The sequence below is a fragment of the Chenggangzhangella methanolivorans genome, from assembly GCF_042648545.1.
Classification (GTDB): Bacteria; Pseudomonadota; Alphaproteobacteria; order Rhizobiales; family Methylopilaceae; genus Methylopila; species Methylopila methanolivorans.
On record NZ_JBHRXS010000006.1, the window covers coordinates 810,177 to 828,166 of the forward strand.

Here is a 17,990-nt window from a genome sequence, read left to right on the forward strand (position 1 = left end):
TCAGGTCCCGGCGCGTCGTCGGAGGATCTCGACGCCGACGTCGGAAAACACGCCGGCGATCGGCGCGCCGGGCTTGTGGACCTCGACGCGCACCTGCTCGATCGTCGGGAAGGACGACAGCAGCTTTTGGGCGATCTGTTCGGCCAACGCCTCGATCAGATTGATGCGCGGACCCTTGGCGATCTCGACCACCGCGTCATGAACGTCGGTGTAGGAGACCGCGCCCGAGAAGTCGTCGGCCTGCGCGTAAGGCTGCGCCTGCACCCAGTAGTCGACGTCGAAAAAGAACTTTTGGCCAAGCCGATGTTCTTCTTCGAAAACGCCATGATACGCGTGGACCTGAATGCCGCGTATGAAGATCCGGTCGCTCATTTAAGCCAAGTCTCGACAGGCGTTTGAGGGCGTGTCCGCCGCGCTGTCAGGCGCTGAGGGCGGCGGCGTAGAGGCGGGCGACGGCGACGGCCGGCGCGCAGTCGGCGGCGGCTCCGGCGAGGCGCGCGTCGTCCGTCCACAGTTCGCCGACGTCGCGATACAGGAGCCCAAGCCGTCGCGCCAGCCTCGCGGTGAGAAACTGTCCGACGCCCGCGCCGTAGATCGTCGGCGTTACAGGGCTTCCCCGCCGCGACTGGACGCAGGACGCAGCGTCGCAGAGCCGCCGCAGCACGGCCTCGGCGATCCAGCGGGCCAGCGGCTCGACCAGCCTGCCTGTCTCGGCGTCGAGGTCCGCGCCGACCATCCGCAGCAGACGGCGGGCGCTGGCCTCGCGGGTTTTCTCGCCGCCATCGGCCGCCGGATGGAGGTCGGCGTCGTCGGGAAGGTCGCCGGTGAGGCGGAAGACGTCGGCGGTGGTGGCGAAGTGCTCGGCCATCGGCGTGATCCAGGCGCCGCCGAAGGGCAGACGGGGCGCGACGGCCATCACGGGCGTGCGGGCGACGCCGAGATAGACCAGCTCCTCAGCGGCCATCCGCGAGGCGTCGGTCGAGCCCAGCGCAGTGACGTCGCCGCCGCTGAACAGGATGAGGTCCGCGGTCGTCGAGCCGATGTCGATGAGCAGCCCGTCGCCGCCTCCGAGCGCGAGCGCCTCGGCGGTCGCGCGCCAATTGGCTGAAGCGACGCAGGCCCAGCGTTTGGCGGCTTCCCCGGCGGTCAGGAAACCGTCCGCTCCGCCGTAAAAGCGGGTTTGCGGGCCCAGTCGCTGAGAGAGCCGATCGGAAAGCGCCGCGACCCCTGTCGCGCGATCCGGCCAGAGATCGACCAGCTCGCCCGTCATGGTCACGGCCGAAACAGCGTCCGCCGGGGCGTCGGCCCCGAGCGCGTCCAGCGCGCGGTCGAGCTCGTCGAGGCCCTTCCAGAGGGGGCAGGGAACGATGCGCACCGCCTCAAGCGCGCCGTCGCCGCCGAGGCGCGCCAGCTTCAGATGCGCGCCGCCGACGTCCCAGCCGAGGACCTCGCCGCTCACAGCCTCACCTCGACGGGACGCGCGCCTGCCCACGCCGCGAGTGGCGCGACGTCGAACGGCGGAACCAGCGAAACCGGGTTCAGGCCAAGCGACTCGCGCAGGCCGCAATACGCGGTGGTGAGGCGCGGATTGATCTCGATCACCACCGGTCCGTCAGCGCCGAGCACGAGGTCGATTCCGAAAATCCCGTCGAGGCCCGGGAGGGCGTCGCCGACGGCTCTCGCGAGCGCGGCGAGCCTGCCGTCCGCATCTTCGATCGCGCCGACGGTGAGGCCCTGGAACCGGAAGGCGCCGTCCTCGATCGCCACATGCTGCCGGTTCGCCGAGAGCAGCCGCGTCGCGCCATGGGCGCGCAGCACGGTGAGGCTCGCGGCCTCGCCGGCGACGAAGGGCTGTACGATAGAGCCGGCGGGGATGCTCGCGGGCGGTTCTTCGAGGAACAGGGTGGCGTCGCAGCCTGCGCCGTCGTCGGGCTTCACCACCACGGGGCTAGTGTGATCAGGCGCCGCGCTCACGCGCCAGACCGGCGGCGTCGGGACGCCGCGTTCGCGAAGGCGCTGGGCGGTCAGGAATTTCGAGGACGCGATCGCGATCGCCTCTTCGCTCGGCCCGATGACGTCCACGCCCGTTTCGCCGAGCAGTCTCGCGAGACGGGACAGCACGCCGCCGGTCTCCGGCGCGATCGGCCAGGCGACGTCGCAGCCGCGCGCGAGCGAAGCCCAGGCCTTCCAGACGTCGTCGCGCTCGCGCACGTCGTGGATCTCGCCGCAGGGCGGCGGCGCCAGCCGGTCGTCGGAGGTGGCGACGGCTTCGACGCCGGCAAGCTCGGACAGGTCCCGCAGCAGCGCGTCGCGCATCATCGCGCCCTCGCGGGCGAGCGAGGGCGGCAGATGCTCGCTCCGCATGCCGCCGCCGGTGACGAATTCGCAGACGAGAACGCGCAAACGGAAGGTCCCTGCCGAAATGAACTGCGTGCTTCGAGACGCCGTCCTCCGGACGGCTCCTCAGCATGAGGATCGTTTGAGCGCTGCAAGCCACAAACATTCCTCATGCTGAGGAGCCCGCCTTGGCGGGCGTCTCGAAGCACGCAATCCGTTTCCTGCGTCTCCCGGCGGTTTCGCGCAAGCGGGAGTTCAGGCTAAAGCGCTCGCCTGCTTCTGGAGGCCGCCATGGACGTCATTCCCGTGATCGACCTGATGGGCGGCGAGGTCGTGCACGCCCGCCGCGGCGAGCGCGGCTCGTATCAGCCGATCCGCTCAGGGCTTGTCGATGGCTCGGGACCGCTTGCGATCGCCGGCGCGCTGATGAAGCTCGCGCCGTTCCGCCGGCTTTACGTCGCCGACATCGACGCCATCCGCGGCGGGCGGGGGCATGATCACGCGGTGGCGGCGCTCGCCGCGGCGTATCCCGACCTCGAACTCTGGATCGATCGCGGCGCAGCCGACGTCGAGGATCTTTTCGAGCGCCGCGAAGCCGGGGAAGGCGTGGCCGTGATCGGGTCCGAAAGCTTCGAGGACGCCCGCACGCTCGGCCACGCGCTGAAGGCCTCACAGGGCGTGCTGTCGCTCGACCATGACGCCTCGGGACCGATCGGCCCGGCGGCCGTCCATGACGATCCGTCCCTGTGGCCGGAAAAAATCATCGTCATGACGCTCGGCCGGGTCGGCGCCGATTCAGGGCCGGACTTCGAGCGGCTGCAAAGCGTCGTGTCGCGCGCTGACGGCCGCGCCGTCTATGCGGCGGGCGGGGTGCGCGGGATCGAGGATCTGAGGGCGCTGCAAGGGATCGGCGTCGCGGGCGCGCTGGTGGCGAGCGCGCTGCATGACGGACGGCTCAGCGGTCGTGAGCTTTCGGCCCTTCAAGCAGCGCCGCGGTGAAGAGCGCCGCGACCGTGAGGTCGGCGGTCGTTCCCGGATTGAGGCCGCGCGCCTTCAGGTGCAGGTCGAAGGCGTCGAGCGCGCGCTCGCGGTCCGCGCGAAAGTCCAGCCCCTCCGAGAACGCCGCCGCCTCGCGCCGCAGCGCTTCGGCCGTCTCGGCCCCGAACTTCCGGGCCACGTGGCTGTCCGGGAACAGCGCCAGCAGGCCGAGATAAAGGTCCTCCACCGCCTCGCGGCCGGGCGCCTTCGCGCGATAGGCGCGCGCGGCCGCGAAGACGTCCTCGAAGCCGGAGACATATTGCTGCGCGATCCGGTCGCGGCCGGCCGCCGCCGCCATCGCCTCAAGCAGCGTGATTCTTGGCGGCTCGGCGACGTCGTGCTCGTCCGTGCGCCCGAGCCCGCCGGGATTGGCCGCCGCGATCGCCCGGTAGGCGGCCTCGGCGTCCTCGACGGTGAGGCGCTTCAGAACATGGTCGAGCGAGGACTTGAGCGGTCGTCCGTGGGCGTTGAGCGCCGCATGGGCGAGCGGCGCGCAGAGGAGCACGATGCCGAGATTGGCGTTGAGGCCGACAGCGCCAAGCGATGCGCGGGTCGCGCCCTCGATGCGCTCGCCGACCGTGGTCCCCGCCACGAGCCGCACGGCGGCGACTTCCGCGGCGCGTTCGAAGGTCGCGACCGTCATGCCGTGTCCGTCGCGAAACTTGTGGACGTTGCCGGGCTTGAGCGCTGAAAGCTCCGCCCGGCACGCGGCCACGAACGCCTCGGCGACGCCCGAAAGGTCGAAGGTCTTAGGCGGCATCGGGGCGAGCGAGTTTCTGGGCGAGGTCGCCGGCGAGCGCCGCCGCGACGTCGACGCCGGTCGCGGTCTGAAGGCCCTTCCAGGCCGGCATGGAGTTGACTTCCAGCACCAGGAAGCGACCGTCCTCGTCTTCGATCAGGTCGACGCCGGCGTAATCCGCGCCGACCGCCGCCGCCGCCCGCACCGCATAGTCGGCGGGCGCGCCGGTGGGATCTGCAGGTTCGCCGTCAGCGCCCTGAAAGATGTTGGTGACCCAGCCGTCCGAGCGCCGGATCATGGCCGCGAGCGGTTTCCCGCCGAGCACGAACACCCGCCAGTCATGGGCGCCGCCGGCCGCGCGCGAGCCGCGGCTCGCGACGAATTCCTGCAGGTAATAGAGGCCGCCGACGTCTTCCGACGGGGGCAGCGGGTCGCCGTCGCGAAGGCGGACCAGCCCTTTGCCCTGCGCGCCGAACAGCGGCTTCAGCACGACGTCGCCGCCGAGCGTTTTACGCGCCGCTTCGGCGGCTTCCGGCTTCTCGGTCACGATGGTTCTGGGCGTCGGCAGGCCGGCCTGCGCGAGCAGGAATGTGGTCATCGACTTGTCGACGCAGGCCTCGATGGCGCGGGCGTCATTGACCACGCGCACGCCCGCCGATCGCGCGGCGTGCAGCAGGCCGAGTCGCGCGGTGATCTGCTCGGTGGTGCCGGCCGGCACGAGCCGCACGAAGATCGCCCCGGGCAGGCGGCCGTCGAGGCCCGGCAGCACGAGGCCGGGACGCCCGGATGCGACGTCGAAGCCGCAGTCGGCGATCGAGAGGATGATCGGGCAAAGGCCTGCGTTCGCGCAGGCTTTGGCGAGACCGTTCGAGTGCCAGTCGGCCTTTTCGGTGAAGATGACGACCGTGTCGGGGAGGATCATGGGGTCTTGTCGCACGTCATCCCGGCCGGAGCGAAGAGGAGAGGCGGAATCAGGAAAGGCTCGAAGCCACAGCGCTCGTCATGCCCCGGTTCATCCGGGGCATCCACTGTTCCGATACGCGGCGCTTTGTGATCTGGCGTGGATCCCCCGGATAAACCGGGGGATTACGCTGCGGTTCTTGAGGCTTCGTGGGAAGACGATCCCGGATCGGCCGGGAGGGCCGTCCGGGATGACGCCCTTACTGGCTTTACGCGCCGCGAAACGACTTCTCGACCAGCGCCGGCTCGAACGCGCCGGCGGAGAAGCTCTTACCGGTCGAAAGCGCGGTCACCGTCACGACCGCAGGCGAGAACAGGCCGGCGTCGCAGGCGTAGAAGTCGAAATTGTAGCCCGCGAAGATCTCGCCGAAGGGGCGGCCGTGGTCCTTCGAGGTGGAGGAGGGCAGGCCATTGGCGAGCTGCTCGGCCTCGTCCTCGGGACCCTCGACATAGAGCGCGATCTCGCCGCCGTAGAGCACCGCGTCGTTGGTGCGGCCCATGCCGCCGAGGAAATCGGCGGCCGGCGGGGGCACCGGGGCGACGCCCGTGCCGTCGACGATGCGCTCGAGCGGGAAGTGGATGGCGTGCGCCTTGTGCAGCGCGACCTCGAGCACGCGGCCGACGACCTGCACCGAGCCCGCAAGGCTGGTGGTGGGCGTGAGGATGAGCGTCAGCTTCTCCTCGGACACGCCGCACTCCTTGGCGATGAAGGAGATCAGCGAGTCCGGCGGGCGCTTGTCGGTCTCGAGCACGAGCGCGGCGGTCGCCGCCTCGTCCTTGTAGCAGAGCTCGCCAAAAAGCTCTTCCTTGGCCCAGAGAGCGCGGGCGGGGCCGGAACCGAGCGCGAAGAAGTCGCCCTCCGAGAGGCTCCAGCCGGCGTACTGGCTGCCGAGGCAGGCGGTGACGGGGTCGAGCGTCGTGATCTGGATCGCGGTGGTCCAGCCGGGGAACCGGCTGTCGGCGACGAACTTCGCCTGGCCGAGGCCGCCGAGGCAGATCTCGGTGATGCGGCGGCCGGCCTCGAGGCCGCCCCGCACCGAAATGCCGCCGTCGACGATCGTCGCGCCGGTCGAGGTCTTCTCGATCCCGAGGCGAAGGCTCTCGGCGTCGCGCACGAGCGCCTCGACGAGCGGGGCCGAGAGCGTTCCCACGCTTGGTCTTTTTGTCATGTGCGTCACCATTTTTGGTTCGTGGGCGCGGGGACACGCGCGGATGGAAGGCGGGCGAGAAGCGCGTCGCGTCGCTCCTCGAGAAGTCGGCGGGCGGCCAGAGGGTCCTGGCCGGCGGCGAACACCGTGCAGAACGGCGCGCCTGCGGGGACGGTCTCGTCGCATGAAGGCCAATCGGCCGTCCAGTGCGGACGCGCGACAGCGCCCGCGCGGGTTGTCGCTGGGGCGTGGACGACGGCGGCGGCGAATGCGGTCTCAAGCCGGGGCAGGGGGCCGGGCAGGCGGCCCGCGCAGGCCTCGATGTGGAGGTTTATGAGCGCCGGCATGTCGCCGCGGTCGAACACGTCGAGCGTCGCGCCGGGGCGGGGATTGATCTCGAGCAGGACGAAGCTTTGGTCGTCCGGCAGGATCATGTCGGCGCTGGCAAGGCCTTTGAGGCGCGTCGCGGAGACGAGGCGGTCGAGCGCGGCGTCGATGCTGGCGGCGACCCCGTCGGAGATGGTGACCGGCCCGACCGCTCCGCCATAGCGGAAGGGCGCGGCGGGCGCGGGATCTGGCCATTGTTCCGAGAAGCCGAGCACATGCGCTTTCGCGCCGTCGGCGAGAAACAGCGCCGAGACCGCGCGGCCCTCGACGCGCTCCTGCAGGTATCGTCGGGCTCTGACCGCGGTTCCGGTGCGGATATGCGATCCGCCCGAGGCTCCGGCGCGCTTCGAGAGCCAACGGGCCGCATCCAGGTCGGCGGCGCCATGGGGCGCCATGGCGGGGCGGCGGACGCCGAGATCGTCGAGCAGACCCGCAAAAGCTTCCGGATTTTTGAGCAGCGCGACCGTCTCGGACGAGGCGCCCAGCACCGGATTTCGCCGCGCGATCGCCCGCATCAAGTTCGGAGCGTGCTCGAAGCCGGCGCCGAATACGACCGGCAACCCTTCGGGAGCGTGGCTCGCCAGCGCGTCGAGCAACGCCCGCCGATCAAAAGCCACCACGCTCCGGCGCATAGGTACGCGGACCGCTTCCGCCGCGTGCTCGCGCGTGTCGTCGTCGGCGAACAGGTCGAGCGCCAGCACGTTGAGGCCCGCGCGCCTGGCCGAGCGCGCGAGCGCCCGGGCCGAGAGCGCGATGACCGCAAGGTCGAAGGGCGGCTGGTCGGTCAACGTAGGCGTCGTCAGGCTGAAAGCTCGCGGGCGAGCTGGAAGGCCTCCGGGAAGCTCACCTGCAACGCCACATCCGACTCGCGGATGCGCTTCAGAATCTGGTGCTGCACCTGGTACTTCACCTGCCCGATGACGAGCGCGCCGATCCCGACGCCGTTTGCGAGCTTCACCCCGTCTTCGTTCGAGCCGACGCCGGAAATCCCGTTCGGCGGCACAGCGTTGATGTCGGCGGCGACGATCAGCTTCTTGGCCGCCTCCAGAACGGGCGTCGAGATCACCTCGATGCCGGCCGAAGCGCAGGTGAGGATCACCTCGGTGTCGGCGACCAACGCCTTTTTGTCCTCGTCGGTCTTAGCGACCGCGCAGTTGAGCTTCACGCCGAAGCGCTTCTTGAAGTCGACAGCCTTGGCCTCGACGTCCTCGATCACGAGATGGCTCACGATGGTGACGTCGGCGCCGGCCTGCGCCGCGATCACCGCCGCGATGCCGCCGATGATCCCGGTCGCGCCGTAGACCTGCACCTTGGCGCCCGTCAGGCCGCCCTCGCGCTTGCCGCGGAGGTTTTTCTCGACGAGCGCGATCATGGCGGCCGCTGTGGTGAAGGCGCCGGAGGGGTCGGCGAAGAGCGAGATCTCGAAGGGCGGAAACAGCGCCTTGGCGGCCGCCGCCATCTGATCGAGCGCGAGGCTCGCGTCCTTGCCGCCGATGAACATCACGGTGCGCTTGGCGGCGTCCGGCGAGCGCGAGAACATCGCGTCCTGCGTCAGCCCAGCGACGTCGCCGAGCGCGACCTCGGAATAGGTGACGATCGAGGAGAAGCCTGCGTCGACGGCCATGTTCACGTCGAACGGGCTCGTGTTCCGGAGCGGCGTGATCATGTGGAGGATCGGGACGGCGTCGGACATTTACGTCTCCTGCAGGCTGCGGCCCTGTCCGGCCTCCGCGTCGGAAAGCTCGGTCAGGACGGCGCCGTGATTGTTGCCGCGCACCACGTCGAACCGGAGGTTCGTCCGGTCGGCGAAACGCGCGCGAAGGCGGGCGACGGCGGCCTCGGCCGACGCCGGATCGCCGAAGATGGCGAAGCCGGTCGGCCCCCACGAGCTCTGTCCGACGCCGGTCGCCCCTTCAGCTTCGCTTACGCTTAGCGCGTCTGAGACGTCAGGAGACGTGAAACGTCCGCCCTGAAACTGCGAAAAATGGTCGCCGAGGCGGCGCTGAATCTCGCTCGCGGCGCGTCCAAAGGCGACCGCGTCGCCGAGCGAGACGGCGGGCATCAACGTCATGAGAGTCAGGCGACAGAGCCGATCTGCGAGCGCCTCCGGGAACACCGGCAAACGACCCATCGCGCGGGTCTCCTCGCCGCCCGAGAGCCCGCTCATCCCTTCGTCGAAGATCAGGATGAAGCGCCAGTTTTCCGGGACGGCGACGCGCGAGATGAGCGGCGGCGGGCGGTGGTCGCCAGGCTCGGGCGCGACCGGCTGTCCGCCGTCGAGCAGCACGCCGCCGCCTTCGAACGCCCCGAGCCCGATCGCCGAGCGCATGCCGCGGCCGATGGCGCGGGAGACCTCGTGGGGCGTCATGGGCGCGCCGCCGACGCGACTCGCCCCGACGCCGACCGCCAGCGCGAGCTGCGTGCCGGATCCGAGGCCGGCATGGGCGGGCAGCGCCTCCTCCACCGTGACTTTCAGCCGCGGATCGAATTCCGGGACGGCGCGGGCGAGCGTTTCGATCGTCGCAACGACGCGGGCGGCGTCCGGTCCCTCGGCCGAAAGCGCGTCCGCGGTCTCTATCCTGAGCCGCGTCACCGGCCGCTCCACCGCCACGCCGATGCTGCCGAAACGGCGGCCGAGGCTGCCGTTCAGGTCGAGAAAGCCAATGTGCAGCCGTCCGGGCGCGGTGACGCTGAGCGCCCGGGGGCTGCGCGACTGGCGGCTTCCCCGCTCGTGTTCGGCTTGGCTGTTCATGGGTTTCTTCGATCGCACATTAGGCGTGGAGGGGGTGTGACGCCAACCGCGCCTATAAGCCTAAGTCCTTAACCGGGGCCGCGTTGCACGGCCGCGGGCGCCTGTGTAAGCCTCGCCGCAATTCACCAAAAGGGGGACGCCGATATGGCTGAAGCCAAGGCCACGACGGTCATTCCGGCCGATGAGGTCGAAAAGCGCCTCGCGAGCGAGCTGCCCAAGTGGAAGCTCGAGGACGGCTGGATTCGCCGCACCTACAAGACCAACAGCTGGAAGGGCACGCTGATGGTGATCAACACCGTCGGCCACCTCGCCGAGGCCGCCTGGCACCATCCCGACATCACCGCGTCCTACGCCTGGGTCGAGGTTCGCCTGATGAGCCACGACGCCAAGGGGATCACGGACCGGGACTTCTCGCTCGCGAAGAAAATCGAGGATGTGGTGCAGTGGCAGCCGGGCTCGGAAGGGCAGGGCCTCGAGGGCACGCCGCAGGGCGACCAGCGCTTCGCCTACGTGAAATATGACTGACCAGGCGAGCGGCGGCGTGACGCATGAGGACGTCGTCTGCCCGTTCTGCGGCCTCGGCTGCGACGACGCGACGTTGAAGGTCTCGGGCGAGGCCGTGGAGGCGGGCGAGGGCGTGTGCGGACGCGCCGCGGCGCTGTTCCGCCGCGGACCGGAGCCAGCGCCCTCAGCGCGGGTGAACGGCCGCGACGTGCCGCTCGACGTCGCCGTGTCGGCCGCGGCCGAGCTGCTGGCCGGCGCGCGGTCGCCGGCCTATGCAGGCCTTGGCGCGGATGTCGACGGCGTGCGCGCGATCCTGAAGCTTGCGGCCAAGACCGGCGGCAGCGTCGATCATTACGCCTCGCCGGGGCTCTACAAAAATCTCGCCTCCTCGCAGCGCAAGGGCTGGATCGCCACGACCTTCGCGGAGGTCCGCAACCGCTGCGACCTGTTCGTGGTGGTCGGGCCGGACCCGTCCAAGGCGTTCCACCAGCTCTATTCGCGCGTGACGCCGAAGACCGGTCGGTTCCTCACCGGGCCGCGCAAGGTGGTGTTTGTCGGCGGCGAGCCGACTGCGGAGGCCAAGGCCCAGCTCGACGGTTCGACAGTCGAGACGATCCCTGTACCCGACAGCGGCCTCGTCGACGCCATGTCGCGCCTGCAGGCGCTGGTCGCCGGACAGGCGCCGGTCGCCGGCGCGCCGGACCTCGCGCCGCTCGCGGAGGCGCTCAAGTCGGCCAAGTACGCCGTGCTCGCCTGGAGCGCCTCGTCGCTCGGGGACGACGGCGACCTCGTGGTCGAGCGCGCGGTGTCGGTCGTCGACGCGCTCAACGTCTCGACCCGCGCCGCCTGCCTGCCGCTGTCGGGCAAGGACAATCTCACTGGCGCCTATCACGTCTCGCTCTGGACGACGGGCTTTCCGCTCCGCCTCGGCTTCCGCGACGGCGTTTCCGAGCACGACCAGTCGGCCTATTCGACTGAGGCCGCGCTCGAGGATGCCGACATCCTTGTCTGGACGTCTGCGTTCCGCCCCGAAAAGCCGCCGTCGTCCGACGCGCAGATCATCGCGATCGCGCATCCAGGAACCGAGTTCGAGCGCGAGCCGGACGTCTTCATTCCCGTCGGTCAGCCCGGCCTCGACCATGCGGGCCTCGTGTTTCGTGCGGATTCGGTCGTGGGTCTGCCGCTCAAAAAGTATCGCGACGCGGGGCTGAAGAGCGTCGCCGAGGTCGTGACCGGCATCGCGGAGGCCCAGCCATGAGCGCGGTGCGCATCACCAACGGCAAGGTTCTGGACCCGGCGAACGGCGAGGCCGCGACGCTGCGCGACGTCGTCGTGGTGGACGGCCGCGTGGCCGCCGCCGACGCCGCGCCCGCGAACGCCGAGACCATCGACGCCAAGGGCGGGATCGTCATGGCGGGCGCCATCGACATCCACAGCCACATCGCCGGCGGCAAGTCGAACATCTCGCGTCTGCTGATGTCCGAGGAGCAGCGGGCGATCCGCGAACCCAAGGGCGAGTTCTGCGGCTGCGGCGGCGGGCTCTCGACCATGACCGCCCACGCCACCGGCTGCCGCTACGCCGAGATGGGCTATACGGCGGTGTTCGAGCCCGCGATGGTCGCGTCCAACGCGCGCCACATGCACGCCGAGATGGCCGACATCCCGTTCCTCGACACCGGCGGCTATCTGGTGCTCGGCAACGACGACAAGCTGCTGGACTTCATCGCCACCGGCGCGAGCCAGCAGGAGGTCAACGACTACGTGGCCTGGATGCTGGCCGCGACCAAGACCATGGCGATCAAGATCGTCAATCCGGGCGGCATCAACGCGTTCAAGTTCAACCAGCGAAAGCTTGATCTCGACGAGCAGAACGAGCGCTACGGCGTCACGCCCCGCAAGGTTCTGCAGACGCTGGTGAAGGCGGTGAAGGAGCTGGGGCTCGCCCATCCGATCCACCTCCACGGCTGCAATCTCGGCGTTCCCGGCAACGAGCAGACGACGCTCGACACGATCGCGGCCGCCGAGGGCCTGCCGCTGCACCTGACGCATGTGCAGTTCCACAGCTACGGGACCGAGGGCGACCGCAAGTTCTCCTCCGGCGCGGCCAAGATCGCGGAAGCGGTCAACAAGAACCCCAACATCACAGTTGATGTCGGGCAGGTGATGTTCGGCCAGACGGTGACCGCCTCGGCCGACCTTATGTCCCAGTACCGCAACCGCGGCATCGCCACGCCGAAGCGCTGGCTCGGCATGGACATGGAGATGGACGCGGCCTGCGGGATCGTGCCTTTCGAATACAAAGACAAGAACTTCGTCAACGCGCTGCAATGGGCGATCGGGCTGGAGCTGTTCCTGCTCATCGAAGACCCTTGGCGCGTGTTCCTGACGACCGACCATCCGAACGGCGGCCCGTTCACCACCTATCCGCACCTCATCAAGCTGCTGATGGACCGCAGTTTTCGCGAGGAGCAGTTCGCGCGGCTCAACAAGGCGGCGCGCAAGGCCTCGAACCTGCTCGAGATCAAGCGCGAATACACGCTCGAAGAGATCGCGATCGTCACCCGCGCGGCGCCGGCGAAGATCCTCGGCCTCACCGACCGCGGCCACCTCGGCGCGGGCGCGGTCGGCGACGTAGTGGTCTACCGCGAGGACAAGGACCGCGAGGCCATGTTCCAGAAGGCTGACTACGTGCTGAAGGACGGCCGCGTCATCGTGAAGGACGGAGAGATCGTCGATCTCGTCTATGGCCGCACGCATCAGGTCGCGCCGGACTACGACAAGTCGATGGACTCCAAGATGGACCGCTGGTTCGACGAGGCGATGGGCTACAAGGCGAAGACCTTCAGGCTCTCCGACGACGAGATCCGCGGCGGGCGAGGGACCGTGCGCCACCAGACCGTGAGGGCGTCATGATCCTGAACGGCGTCGAGATCCGCGACAGTTTCGCGGAAGCCTTCCCGATGGTCGGCACGCGGCTGATCATCACCGCCGACACGGCCAAATGGGCCATGATCGCGGCCAAGACCATGACGGGCTTCGCCACTTCCGTGATCGGCTGCGGCTGCGAGGCCGGCGTCGAGCGCGAGGTGCCGGCTGAAGAGACGCCGGACGGTCGCCCAGGCGTTGCGGTGCTCATCTTCGCGATGGACATCAAGGGCCTGAAGTCGATCGTGCCGAACCGCATCGGCCAGTGCGTGCTGACCTCGCCGACCTCGGCCTGCTACGCAGGCGTCGAGGGCGGCGACTCGATCTCGATCGGCAAGGCGCTCAAATATTTCGGCGACGGCTGGCAGATCGCCAAGAACGTCAACGGCAAGCGCATCTGGCGTATCCCCGTCATGGAAGGCGAGTTCGTCTGCGACCATGAGACCGGCTCGGTCTCGGGCGTCGGGGGCGGCAACATCCTGATCCTCGCGACCTCGCGCGGCGAGGCGCTGCAGGCGGCGGAAGCCGCTGCGGAAGCGATGAGCAAGGTGCCGGGCAACATCCTGCCGTTCCCCGGCGGGATAGTGCGCTCGGGCTCGAAGGTCGGCTCGAAATACGCCGGCATGTTCGCCTCGACCAACAACGCCTACTGCCCGACGCTGCGCGCTCAGGGTCAGACCGCGCTGCCGCCCGAGGTCGCCTCGGTGATGGAGATCGTCATCGACGGCGTCTCGGAGAAGGCGGTGTCGGACTGCACGCGGGCGGGCATCGAGGCGGTCGTCGCGCTCGGCCGCGCCAAGGGCGTGGTGGCGATCGACGCCGGCAATTACGGCGGCAATCTCGGGCCGTTCCACTTCAAGCTCCGGGAGATCATGAAGTGACCGGGCTCGTCCTCACCCCGCGCGAAGAGTTCGAGGCGCGCGTCGATCTCGGCGGCATGCTGCCGGGCATGGCGGATCTGGCCAAGCACAAGATCGGCTATGGCGGATCGACGGTGGAGCTTGGCGAATTGTTCGACGTGTCGGGCTCAGCCAATGGCCGTCTGACGATCGAAGGCGGCGGGCGGCTCGACCGCGTCGGCGCGCGGCTGGTTGAAGGCGAAATCGTCGTGAAGGGCGATGTCGGGCATTCGCTGGGCTCGCGCATGACCGGCGGGGCGATCGTGGTCGACGGCTCCGCAGGTGATTTCACTGCGGCGGAGATTTCCGGCGGAAAGGTCGCGGTGGCGGGCTCAGTCGGCGCGCATCTCGGCGCGGCGGGTGACGGCTCCCGGCGCGGCATGAGCGGCGGCGTGGTGGTGGTGGCGGGCTCGGCCGGCCGCCGCGCCTGCGAGCGCCTGCGCGGCGGCGTGGTGGTGGTGGGCGGCGACGTCGCGGAAGAAGCCGCGACCGACCTCATAGCGGGGTCGCTCGCGGTCGCGGGCAAGTTGGGCGCGAACGCCGGCCGCGGCATGAAGCGCGGGACGCTCTTCCTGCGTTCCGCCGATGGCCTCGCGTCGGGGTTCCATGACGCCGGCGACCATGACCTCGTCATGCTGCGCGTGCTGGTCCGCCGTTCGCCGGAGCTTGCGGCGTTCCTCGGCAAGGACGTGACCAAGGCGCGCCGCTACGCCGGCGACCTCAACATCGCCGGCAAGGGCGAGGCGCTGATCGTCAGCCGCTAGGCTTCGTCGCGAGCCGGGAGAATACGAGGCCGCCGACCAGGCCCGTCGCGCACATCGCCGCGAGGCCGAACGGGCCTCGCACGGCACCGACGAGCGTCGGCATCGGGGTGAAGTGCCCCATCAGCCCGAAGGCGGCGAACAATCCCAGCACGCCGGCGAGCGAAAACAGGATCGTCGGGCTTCTGTCGGCGAGCCACACGAAAACGCCCGCGACGAGAAACGCCGGAGCCATGGCGGCGCCGGCGATCGCGGCCATCACGGGCCCGAAGCCCAGCATGTCCTCTGCGGTGGTGGCGGCGCGAAGGCCGAGCGGCACGGCCGGCCCGATCGACTCGATCGCCGCGATGTTGATCTGGGTCTGCAGGACGCTCCCCAAAACCGCCGTCGCCGCGACGGCCGCGAGGAAGGCGATGGCGACTCGGGCAAGGCGGGCGAGGGTCAAAGGCGGCTTTCTAACATGTGGCGAACGTTCATCGCCCACTGCGGTCATGCCCGGTGGAGCCGGGCATCCACGACTTGGTCGTCGAACGCAGCGCTTGCAAAGTCGTGGATACCCGCGGGAAGACGCGGGCATGACGGGAGGTTCACGAGTCGATCGACACGCCGTTCTAGCGTGATCTCCTCCAGCCGAAAGCCCGCCTCTCCGGGACTTGATTGGGCTTTCACGTCCTGCTCGCCATATCCGCCGCGAGCCGCTCCGGCGTTCGCGGCGCGGAGCATCCCTTGCGACTGATCCTTCTCGCCGTCTCAATCATGGCCGCAGCGGCGTTCCCGCCGGCGCGGGCCGAGCCCATCCCGCGCGTCGATCCCTCCACCTACCGCGTCGAGACGGTCGTTTACGGGTTCCTCATGCCGTGGTCGGTCACGGTTCTCCCCAATGGCCGCCGCCTCGTGACGGAACTCGGCGGGCGCCTCATGGCGCTCGAGACGGACGGGTCCAGAACCGCGATCCGGATCGGATCTCTTCCGGACGTCTATTTCACGAAGAAGACCGGCCTCATGGACGTCGCGGCCGATCCTGAGTTTTCCTCCAACGGCCTGATCTACCTGACGTTCGCCTATGGACGCCGCGAGGCCAACAACACCCGGCTCGTCCGCGCGCGGCTCGACGGCGACGCGCTCCGTGACATGCGCGTGCTGTTCAGCGCGACGCCCAAGGCGGGGAATTCGCATTACGGCGGCCGCATCGCCTTCCTGCCGGACGGGACGCTGCTCCTGACGCTCGGCGACGGTTTCGACCGGCGCGAGGACGCTCAGGACCTGTCGAACCATCTCGGCAAGCTCGTGCGCCTCGATCGCGAGGGCAGGGCCCCGGCCGACAACCCGTTCGTCGCGCGCGCGGGCGCCGCGCCGGAGGTGTTCAGCCTCGGGCACCGCAACGTGCAGGGCGTGGTGGTCGATCCCGCGGACGGCTCGATCCTGATCTCCGAGCACGGGCCGCGCGGGGGCGACGAGATCAACCGCGTGTCGCCGGGCAAGAACTACGGCTGGCCGATCGTCACCGGCGGACTCGACTACACCTTCGCGCGCGTCTCGCCGTTTCGGGACTTGCCCGGCTATGAGCCGCCGCTCCTCGAATGGACGCCCTCAATCGCGCCTGCGGGCCTCGCGATCTACGATGGCGACCTGTTCCCGGGCTGGCGCGGCGACCTACTGGTGCCGGCGCTGAAGGAGAAGGCGGTGCGGCGCGTGAGGCGCGAGGGCGGCCGCATCGTGGGGCAGGACCTGCTTCTGGCCGAACGTGGCGAGCGGATCCGCGACGTGAAGGTCGCGCCCGACGGCTCGATCCTCGTGCTGACCGACGGGCCCAAGGCGCGCCTGCTGCGGCTGACGCGGGCGCGCTGAAACGAAAAAGGCGCTCCGAAGAGCGCCTTTTGGCGTTCAGTCCAGAGAACCCAGGATCACTTGATCTTGGTTTCCTTGAAGTCGACGTGCTTGCGCACGACCGGGTCATACTTCTTCATGACCATCTTTTCGGTCTTGGTGCGCGAGTTCTTGCTGGTCACGTAGAAGGTGCCGGTGTCGGCGGTGCTCAGCAGTTTGATCTTGATGTTGGCGGCCTTCGCCATGTGAGAAGTCCTCGAACGGGCGGACGTCGCGCCCGCGAAAAGTCTGACGTCCAGACGGTCTGGATTGGAGCGCGCAAGCTACTCAGGAACGCCCGGAAGTCAAGGCGCCCGGGCGGCTTTGGCGCCGAAGGCGGCGACGGCCGCGTAAGCCGCCAGCATCAGCGCGATCAGGGCCGGGGCGCCGTGCGGATTCCAGACGTCCATGCCGACGCCAAGCACCGGCGGGCCGACCAGCATGCCGAAGGCGTACATCATCACGAAGGCGGCGTTGGCGGTGGCGAGGTCGACCCCTGAGAATCGCTCGCCCAGCATCGCAAGACCAACGGTGTAGAGGCCCGTGATGACGCTGCCCCAGACGGTGGCCAGCGCGAAATAGGCGATGATCGAGCCTTGCGTCAGCGGGATCGCCGCCGCGCCCACCGCGCAGCCCGCGCCGATGAGGATCAGAAGCTTGCGCCGGTCCATCCGGTCCGACAGCAGGCCCATGGGGATCTGCGACACGACGTTGCCGAGCGCGACCGCCGAGCCGATGAGCGCGGCGGCGTCGGCGTCAAGCCCGGTGCGCACCCCGTAGAGCGGCAGGAAGGTGAAGGCTCCGGTCTCGATCGCTCCGAAGGTGAAGCCCGCAAGCGTTGCGGCTGGCGCGAGGCGGATGAAGAACAGCACGCCGCGGCCGGGCTCGGGCTTCTCGATCGTCGGCGCGCCGGCCCCGAACAGGAGAATCGGGACCATGGCGACGACGAACAGCGCCGCGCCGACGAGATAGGGCAGGAGGCTCGCGGTCCCGGTCATCACGAGAATCGCTGGCCCCGCGGCGAAGCCGAGAGACAGTGCGGTGACGTAGGCCCCCATCACCACGCCGCGCTGCTGGGGCGGGGCGAGCGAGGTGATCCAGAACTCCGACAGCACGAACATCGCGCCGAGGCTGACCCCAAGCGCGAAGCGCAGCGGAAACCAGGTCCAGAGCGGCCAGGGGGCCGCGAAGCCGAGCATGGTCGCCGCCCCGAGCGCGAGCGCGAGGAACAGGAGAGGGCGCACGCCGAGTATCGCGGCCGCGCGGGGGATGAGGGGCGTCGCCGCCAGCACCGCGACTCCGCCCATGGCGGTGTTGGCGCCGATGAAGGTTCCCGAGGCCCCGCGCGCCTCCATGGCGAAGGCGAGCAGTGGCACCGACAGTGCAAGGCTCACGCCCGCAGTGGTGATGCAGGCGATCGCGGCGATGATCGGGGGAGTGAGGAGGCTTTTGAAGCTCGTGCGGGCGGTCATGGCGCGCTGTCTGGAGCACGGCGCGGGGCGGAACGCCAGTGTCTCGGGCGCAATGGGAAAAATGCCGCTGCTGTGGAGACGGCGCACGCCACGCCAACCGCTCCCTCCCCCTTGCGGGGAGGGTAAGGGTGGGGGTGGTTCAGGATCGAGCGTTCTGCGCCGGCGTAGAACGGCGTGACCGTCTGAGCCTCTTTCGGAGCCA

General features: G+C 69.4%; 19 protein-coding genes. 7 read left to right on the forward strand and 12 right to left on the reverse strand.

The annotated features are described in order from the left end of the window. From folB to ACFOWB_RS15335, 3 genes are read right to left on the reverse strand one after another with little or no spacing between them, the layout of a single operon-like run. On the reverse strand, positions 1–372 hold the full coding sequence (gene folB / locus ACFOWB_RS15325; RefSeq protein WP_261403061.1) for a dihydroneopterin aldolase: 372 nt from the start codon (positions 370–372) through the stop codon (positions 1–3). Positions 373–418: 46 nt separating this feature from the next. Beyond that, on the reverse strand, positions 419–1,459 hold the full coding sequence (locus ACFOWB_RS15330) for a hydantoinase/oxoprolinase family protein (protein WP_261403062.1): 1,041 nt from the start codon (positions 1,457–1,459) through the stop codon (positions 419–421). Beyond that, entirely contained in the window at positions 1,456–2,403 is a 948-nt protein-coding gene (locus ACFOWB_RS15335) for an ATP-grasp domain-containing protein (protein ID WP_261403063.1), read from the reverse strand. Before ACFOWB_RS15335 ends, ACFOWB_RS15330 begins: the two co-directional genes overlap by 4 nt. 225 nt (positions 2,404–2,628) lie before the next feature. On the opposite strand from ACFOWB_RS15335, the gene ACFOWB_RS15340 reads away from it, so the two are divergent. Further along, on the forward strand, positions 2,629–3,336 hold the full coding sequence (locus ACFOWB_RS15340) for a HisA/HisF-related TIM barrel protein (RefSeq protein ID WP_378148103.1): 708 nt from the start codon (positions 2,629–2,631) through the stop codon (positions 3,334–3,336). On the opposite strand, the gene ACFOWB_RS15345 is transcribed toward ACFOWB_RS15340, so the two are convergent. From ACFOWB_RS15345 to ACFOWB_RS15370, 6 genes are all read right to left on the reverse strand, one after another. Further along, positions 3,293–4,135: a triphosphoribosyl-dephospho-CoA synthase gene (locus tag ACFOWB_RS15345; RefSeq protein ID WP_261403066.1), complete on the reverse strand. Its 843-nt coding sequence runs from the start codon at positions 4,133–4,135 to the stop codon at positions 3,293–3,295. The two genes, ACFOWB_RS15340 and ACFOWB_RS15345, sit on opposite strands and share 44 nt — an antisense overlap. Further along, positions 4,125–5,036 carry an ATP-grasp domain-containing protein gene (locus ACFOWB_RS15350; RefSeq protein ID WP_378148105.1) on the reverse strand — a complete coding sequence of 304 codons (912 nt, stop codon included), beginning with the start codon at positions 5,034–5,036 and terminating at the stop codon, positions 4,125–4,127. Before ACFOWB_RS15350 ends, ACFOWB_RS15345 begins: the two co-directional genes overlap by 11 nt. Positions 5,037–5,283: 247 nt before the next feature. Beyond that, on the reverse strand, positions 5,284–6,252 hold the full coding sequence (gene mch, locus ACFOWB_RS15355; RefSeq protein ID WP_261405838.1) for a methenyltetrahydromethanopterin cyclohydrolase: 969 nt from the start codon (positions 6,250–6,252) through the stop codon (positions 5,284–5,286). Beyond that, positions 6,249–7,397 (reverse strand): ATP-grasp domain-containing protein, encoded by a 1,149-nt coding sequence (locus ACFOWB_RS15360; RefSeq protein ID WP_378148107.1) that lies wholly within the window; start codon positions 7,395–7,397, stop codon positions 6,249–6,251. The genes mch and ACFOWB_RS15360 overlap by 4 nt, the downstream gene beginning before the upstream one ends. A gap of 11 nt (positions 7,398–7,408) precedes the next feature. Next, positions 7,409–8,302 carry an NAD(P)-dependent methylenetetrahydromethanopterin dehydrogenase gene (locus tag ACFOWB_RS15365; RefSeq protein WP_378148109.1) on the reverse strand — a complete coding sequence of 298 codons (894 nt, stop codon included), beginning with the start codon at positions 8,300–8,302 and terminating at the stop codon, positions 7,409–7,411. Further along, complete coding sequence (locus tag ACFOWB_RS15370; protein WP_261403069.1) at positions 8,303–9,361, reverse strand: beta-ribofuranosylaminobenzene 5'-phosphate synthase family protein; 1,059 nt, start codon at positions 9,359–9,361, stop codon at positions 8,303–8,305. A 144-nt stretch (positions 9,362–9,505) separates the two neighbouring features. Between ACFOWB_RS15370 and ACFOWB_RS15375 the strand changes: the two genes are divergently transcribed. The 5 genes from ACFOWB_RS15375 to ACFOWB_RS15395 are packed head-to-tail and all read left to right on the forward strand — an operon-like array spanning position 9,506 to position 14,453. Then, positions 9,506–9,886 (forward strand): 4a-hydroxytetrahydrobiopterin dehydratase, encoded by a 381-nt coding sequence (locus ACFOWB_RS15375; protein WP_261403070.1) that lies wholly within the window; start codon positions 9,506–9,508, stop codon positions 9,884–9,886. After that, positions 9,879–11,123, forward strand: coding sequence for a hypothetical protein (locus tag ACFOWB_RS15380; RefSeq protein WP_261403071.1), 1,245 nt, complete (start codon positions 9,879–9,881; stop codon positions 11,121–11,123). The genes ACFOWB_RS15375 and ACFOWB_RS15380 overlap by 8 nt, the downstream gene beginning before the upstream one ends. After that, on the forward strand, positions 11,120–12,778 hold the full coding sequence (locus ACFOWB_RS15385) for a formylmethanofuran dehydrogenase subunit A (RefSeq protein ID WP_261403072.1): 1,659 nt from the start codon (positions 11,120–11,122) through the stop codon (positions 12,776–12,778). The genes ACFOWB_RS15380 and ACFOWB_RS15385 overlap by 4 nt, the downstream gene beginning before the upstream one ends. Further along, entirely contained in the window at positions 12,775–13,671 is an 897-nt protein-coding gene (fhcD, locus tag ACFOWB_RS15390) for a formylmethanofuran--tetrahydromethanopterin N-formyltransferase (protein WP_261403073.1), read from the forward strand. The genes ACFOWB_RS15385 and fhcD overlap by 4 nt, the downstream gene beginning before the upstream one ends. After that, positions 13,668–14,453 (forward strand): formylmethanofuran dehydrogenase subunit C, encoded by a 786-nt coding sequence (locus ACFOWB_RS15395; RefSeq protein WP_261403074.1) that lies wholly within the window; start codon positions 13,668–13,670, stop codon positions 14,451–14,453. Before fhcD ends, ACFOWB_RS15395 begins: the two co-directional genes overlap by 4 nt. Here the strand turns inward: ACFOWB_RS15395 and ACFOWB_RS15400 are convergent. Continuing rightward, the gene (locus ACFOWB_RS15400; RefSeq protein ID WP_261403075.1) at positions 14,443–14,895 is read right to left on the reverse strand and encodes a hypothetical protein; all 453 of its coding nucleotides are present in this window, start codon (positions 14,893–14,895) and stop codon (positions 14,443–14,445) included. The two genes, ACFOWB_RS15395 and ACFOWB_RS15400, sit on opposite strands and share 11 nt — an antisense overlap. Positions 14,896–15,176: 281 nt before the next feature. Between ACFOWB_RS15400 and ACFOWB_RS15405 the strand changes: the two genes are divergently transcribed. Beyond that, positions 15,177–16,298, forward strand: a complete 1,122-nt coding sequence (locus ACFOWB_RS15405; protein WP_378148119.1) for a PQQ-dependent sugar dehydrogenase — start codon at positions 15,177–15,179, stop codon at positions 16,296–16,298. A gap of 56 nt (positions 16,299–16,354) precedes the next feature. Here the strand turns inward: ACFOWB_RS15405 and rpmG are convergent, their stop codons facing one another. After that, positions 16,355–16,522: a 50S ribosomal protein L33 gene (gene rpmG, locus ACFOWB_RS15410; protein ID WP_261403077.1), complete on the reverse strand. Its 168-nt coding sequence runs from the start codon at positions 16,520–16,522 to the stop codon at positions 16,355–16,357. A 99-nt stretch (positions 16,523–16,621) separates the two neighbouring features. Continuing rightward, positions 16,622–17,788, reverse strand: a complete 1,167-nt coding sequence (locus ACFOWB_RS15415) for an MFS transporter (protein WP_378148121.1) — start codon at positions 17,786–17,788, stop codon at positions 16,622–16,624. Positions 17,789–17,990 lie beyond the last annotated feature (202 nt).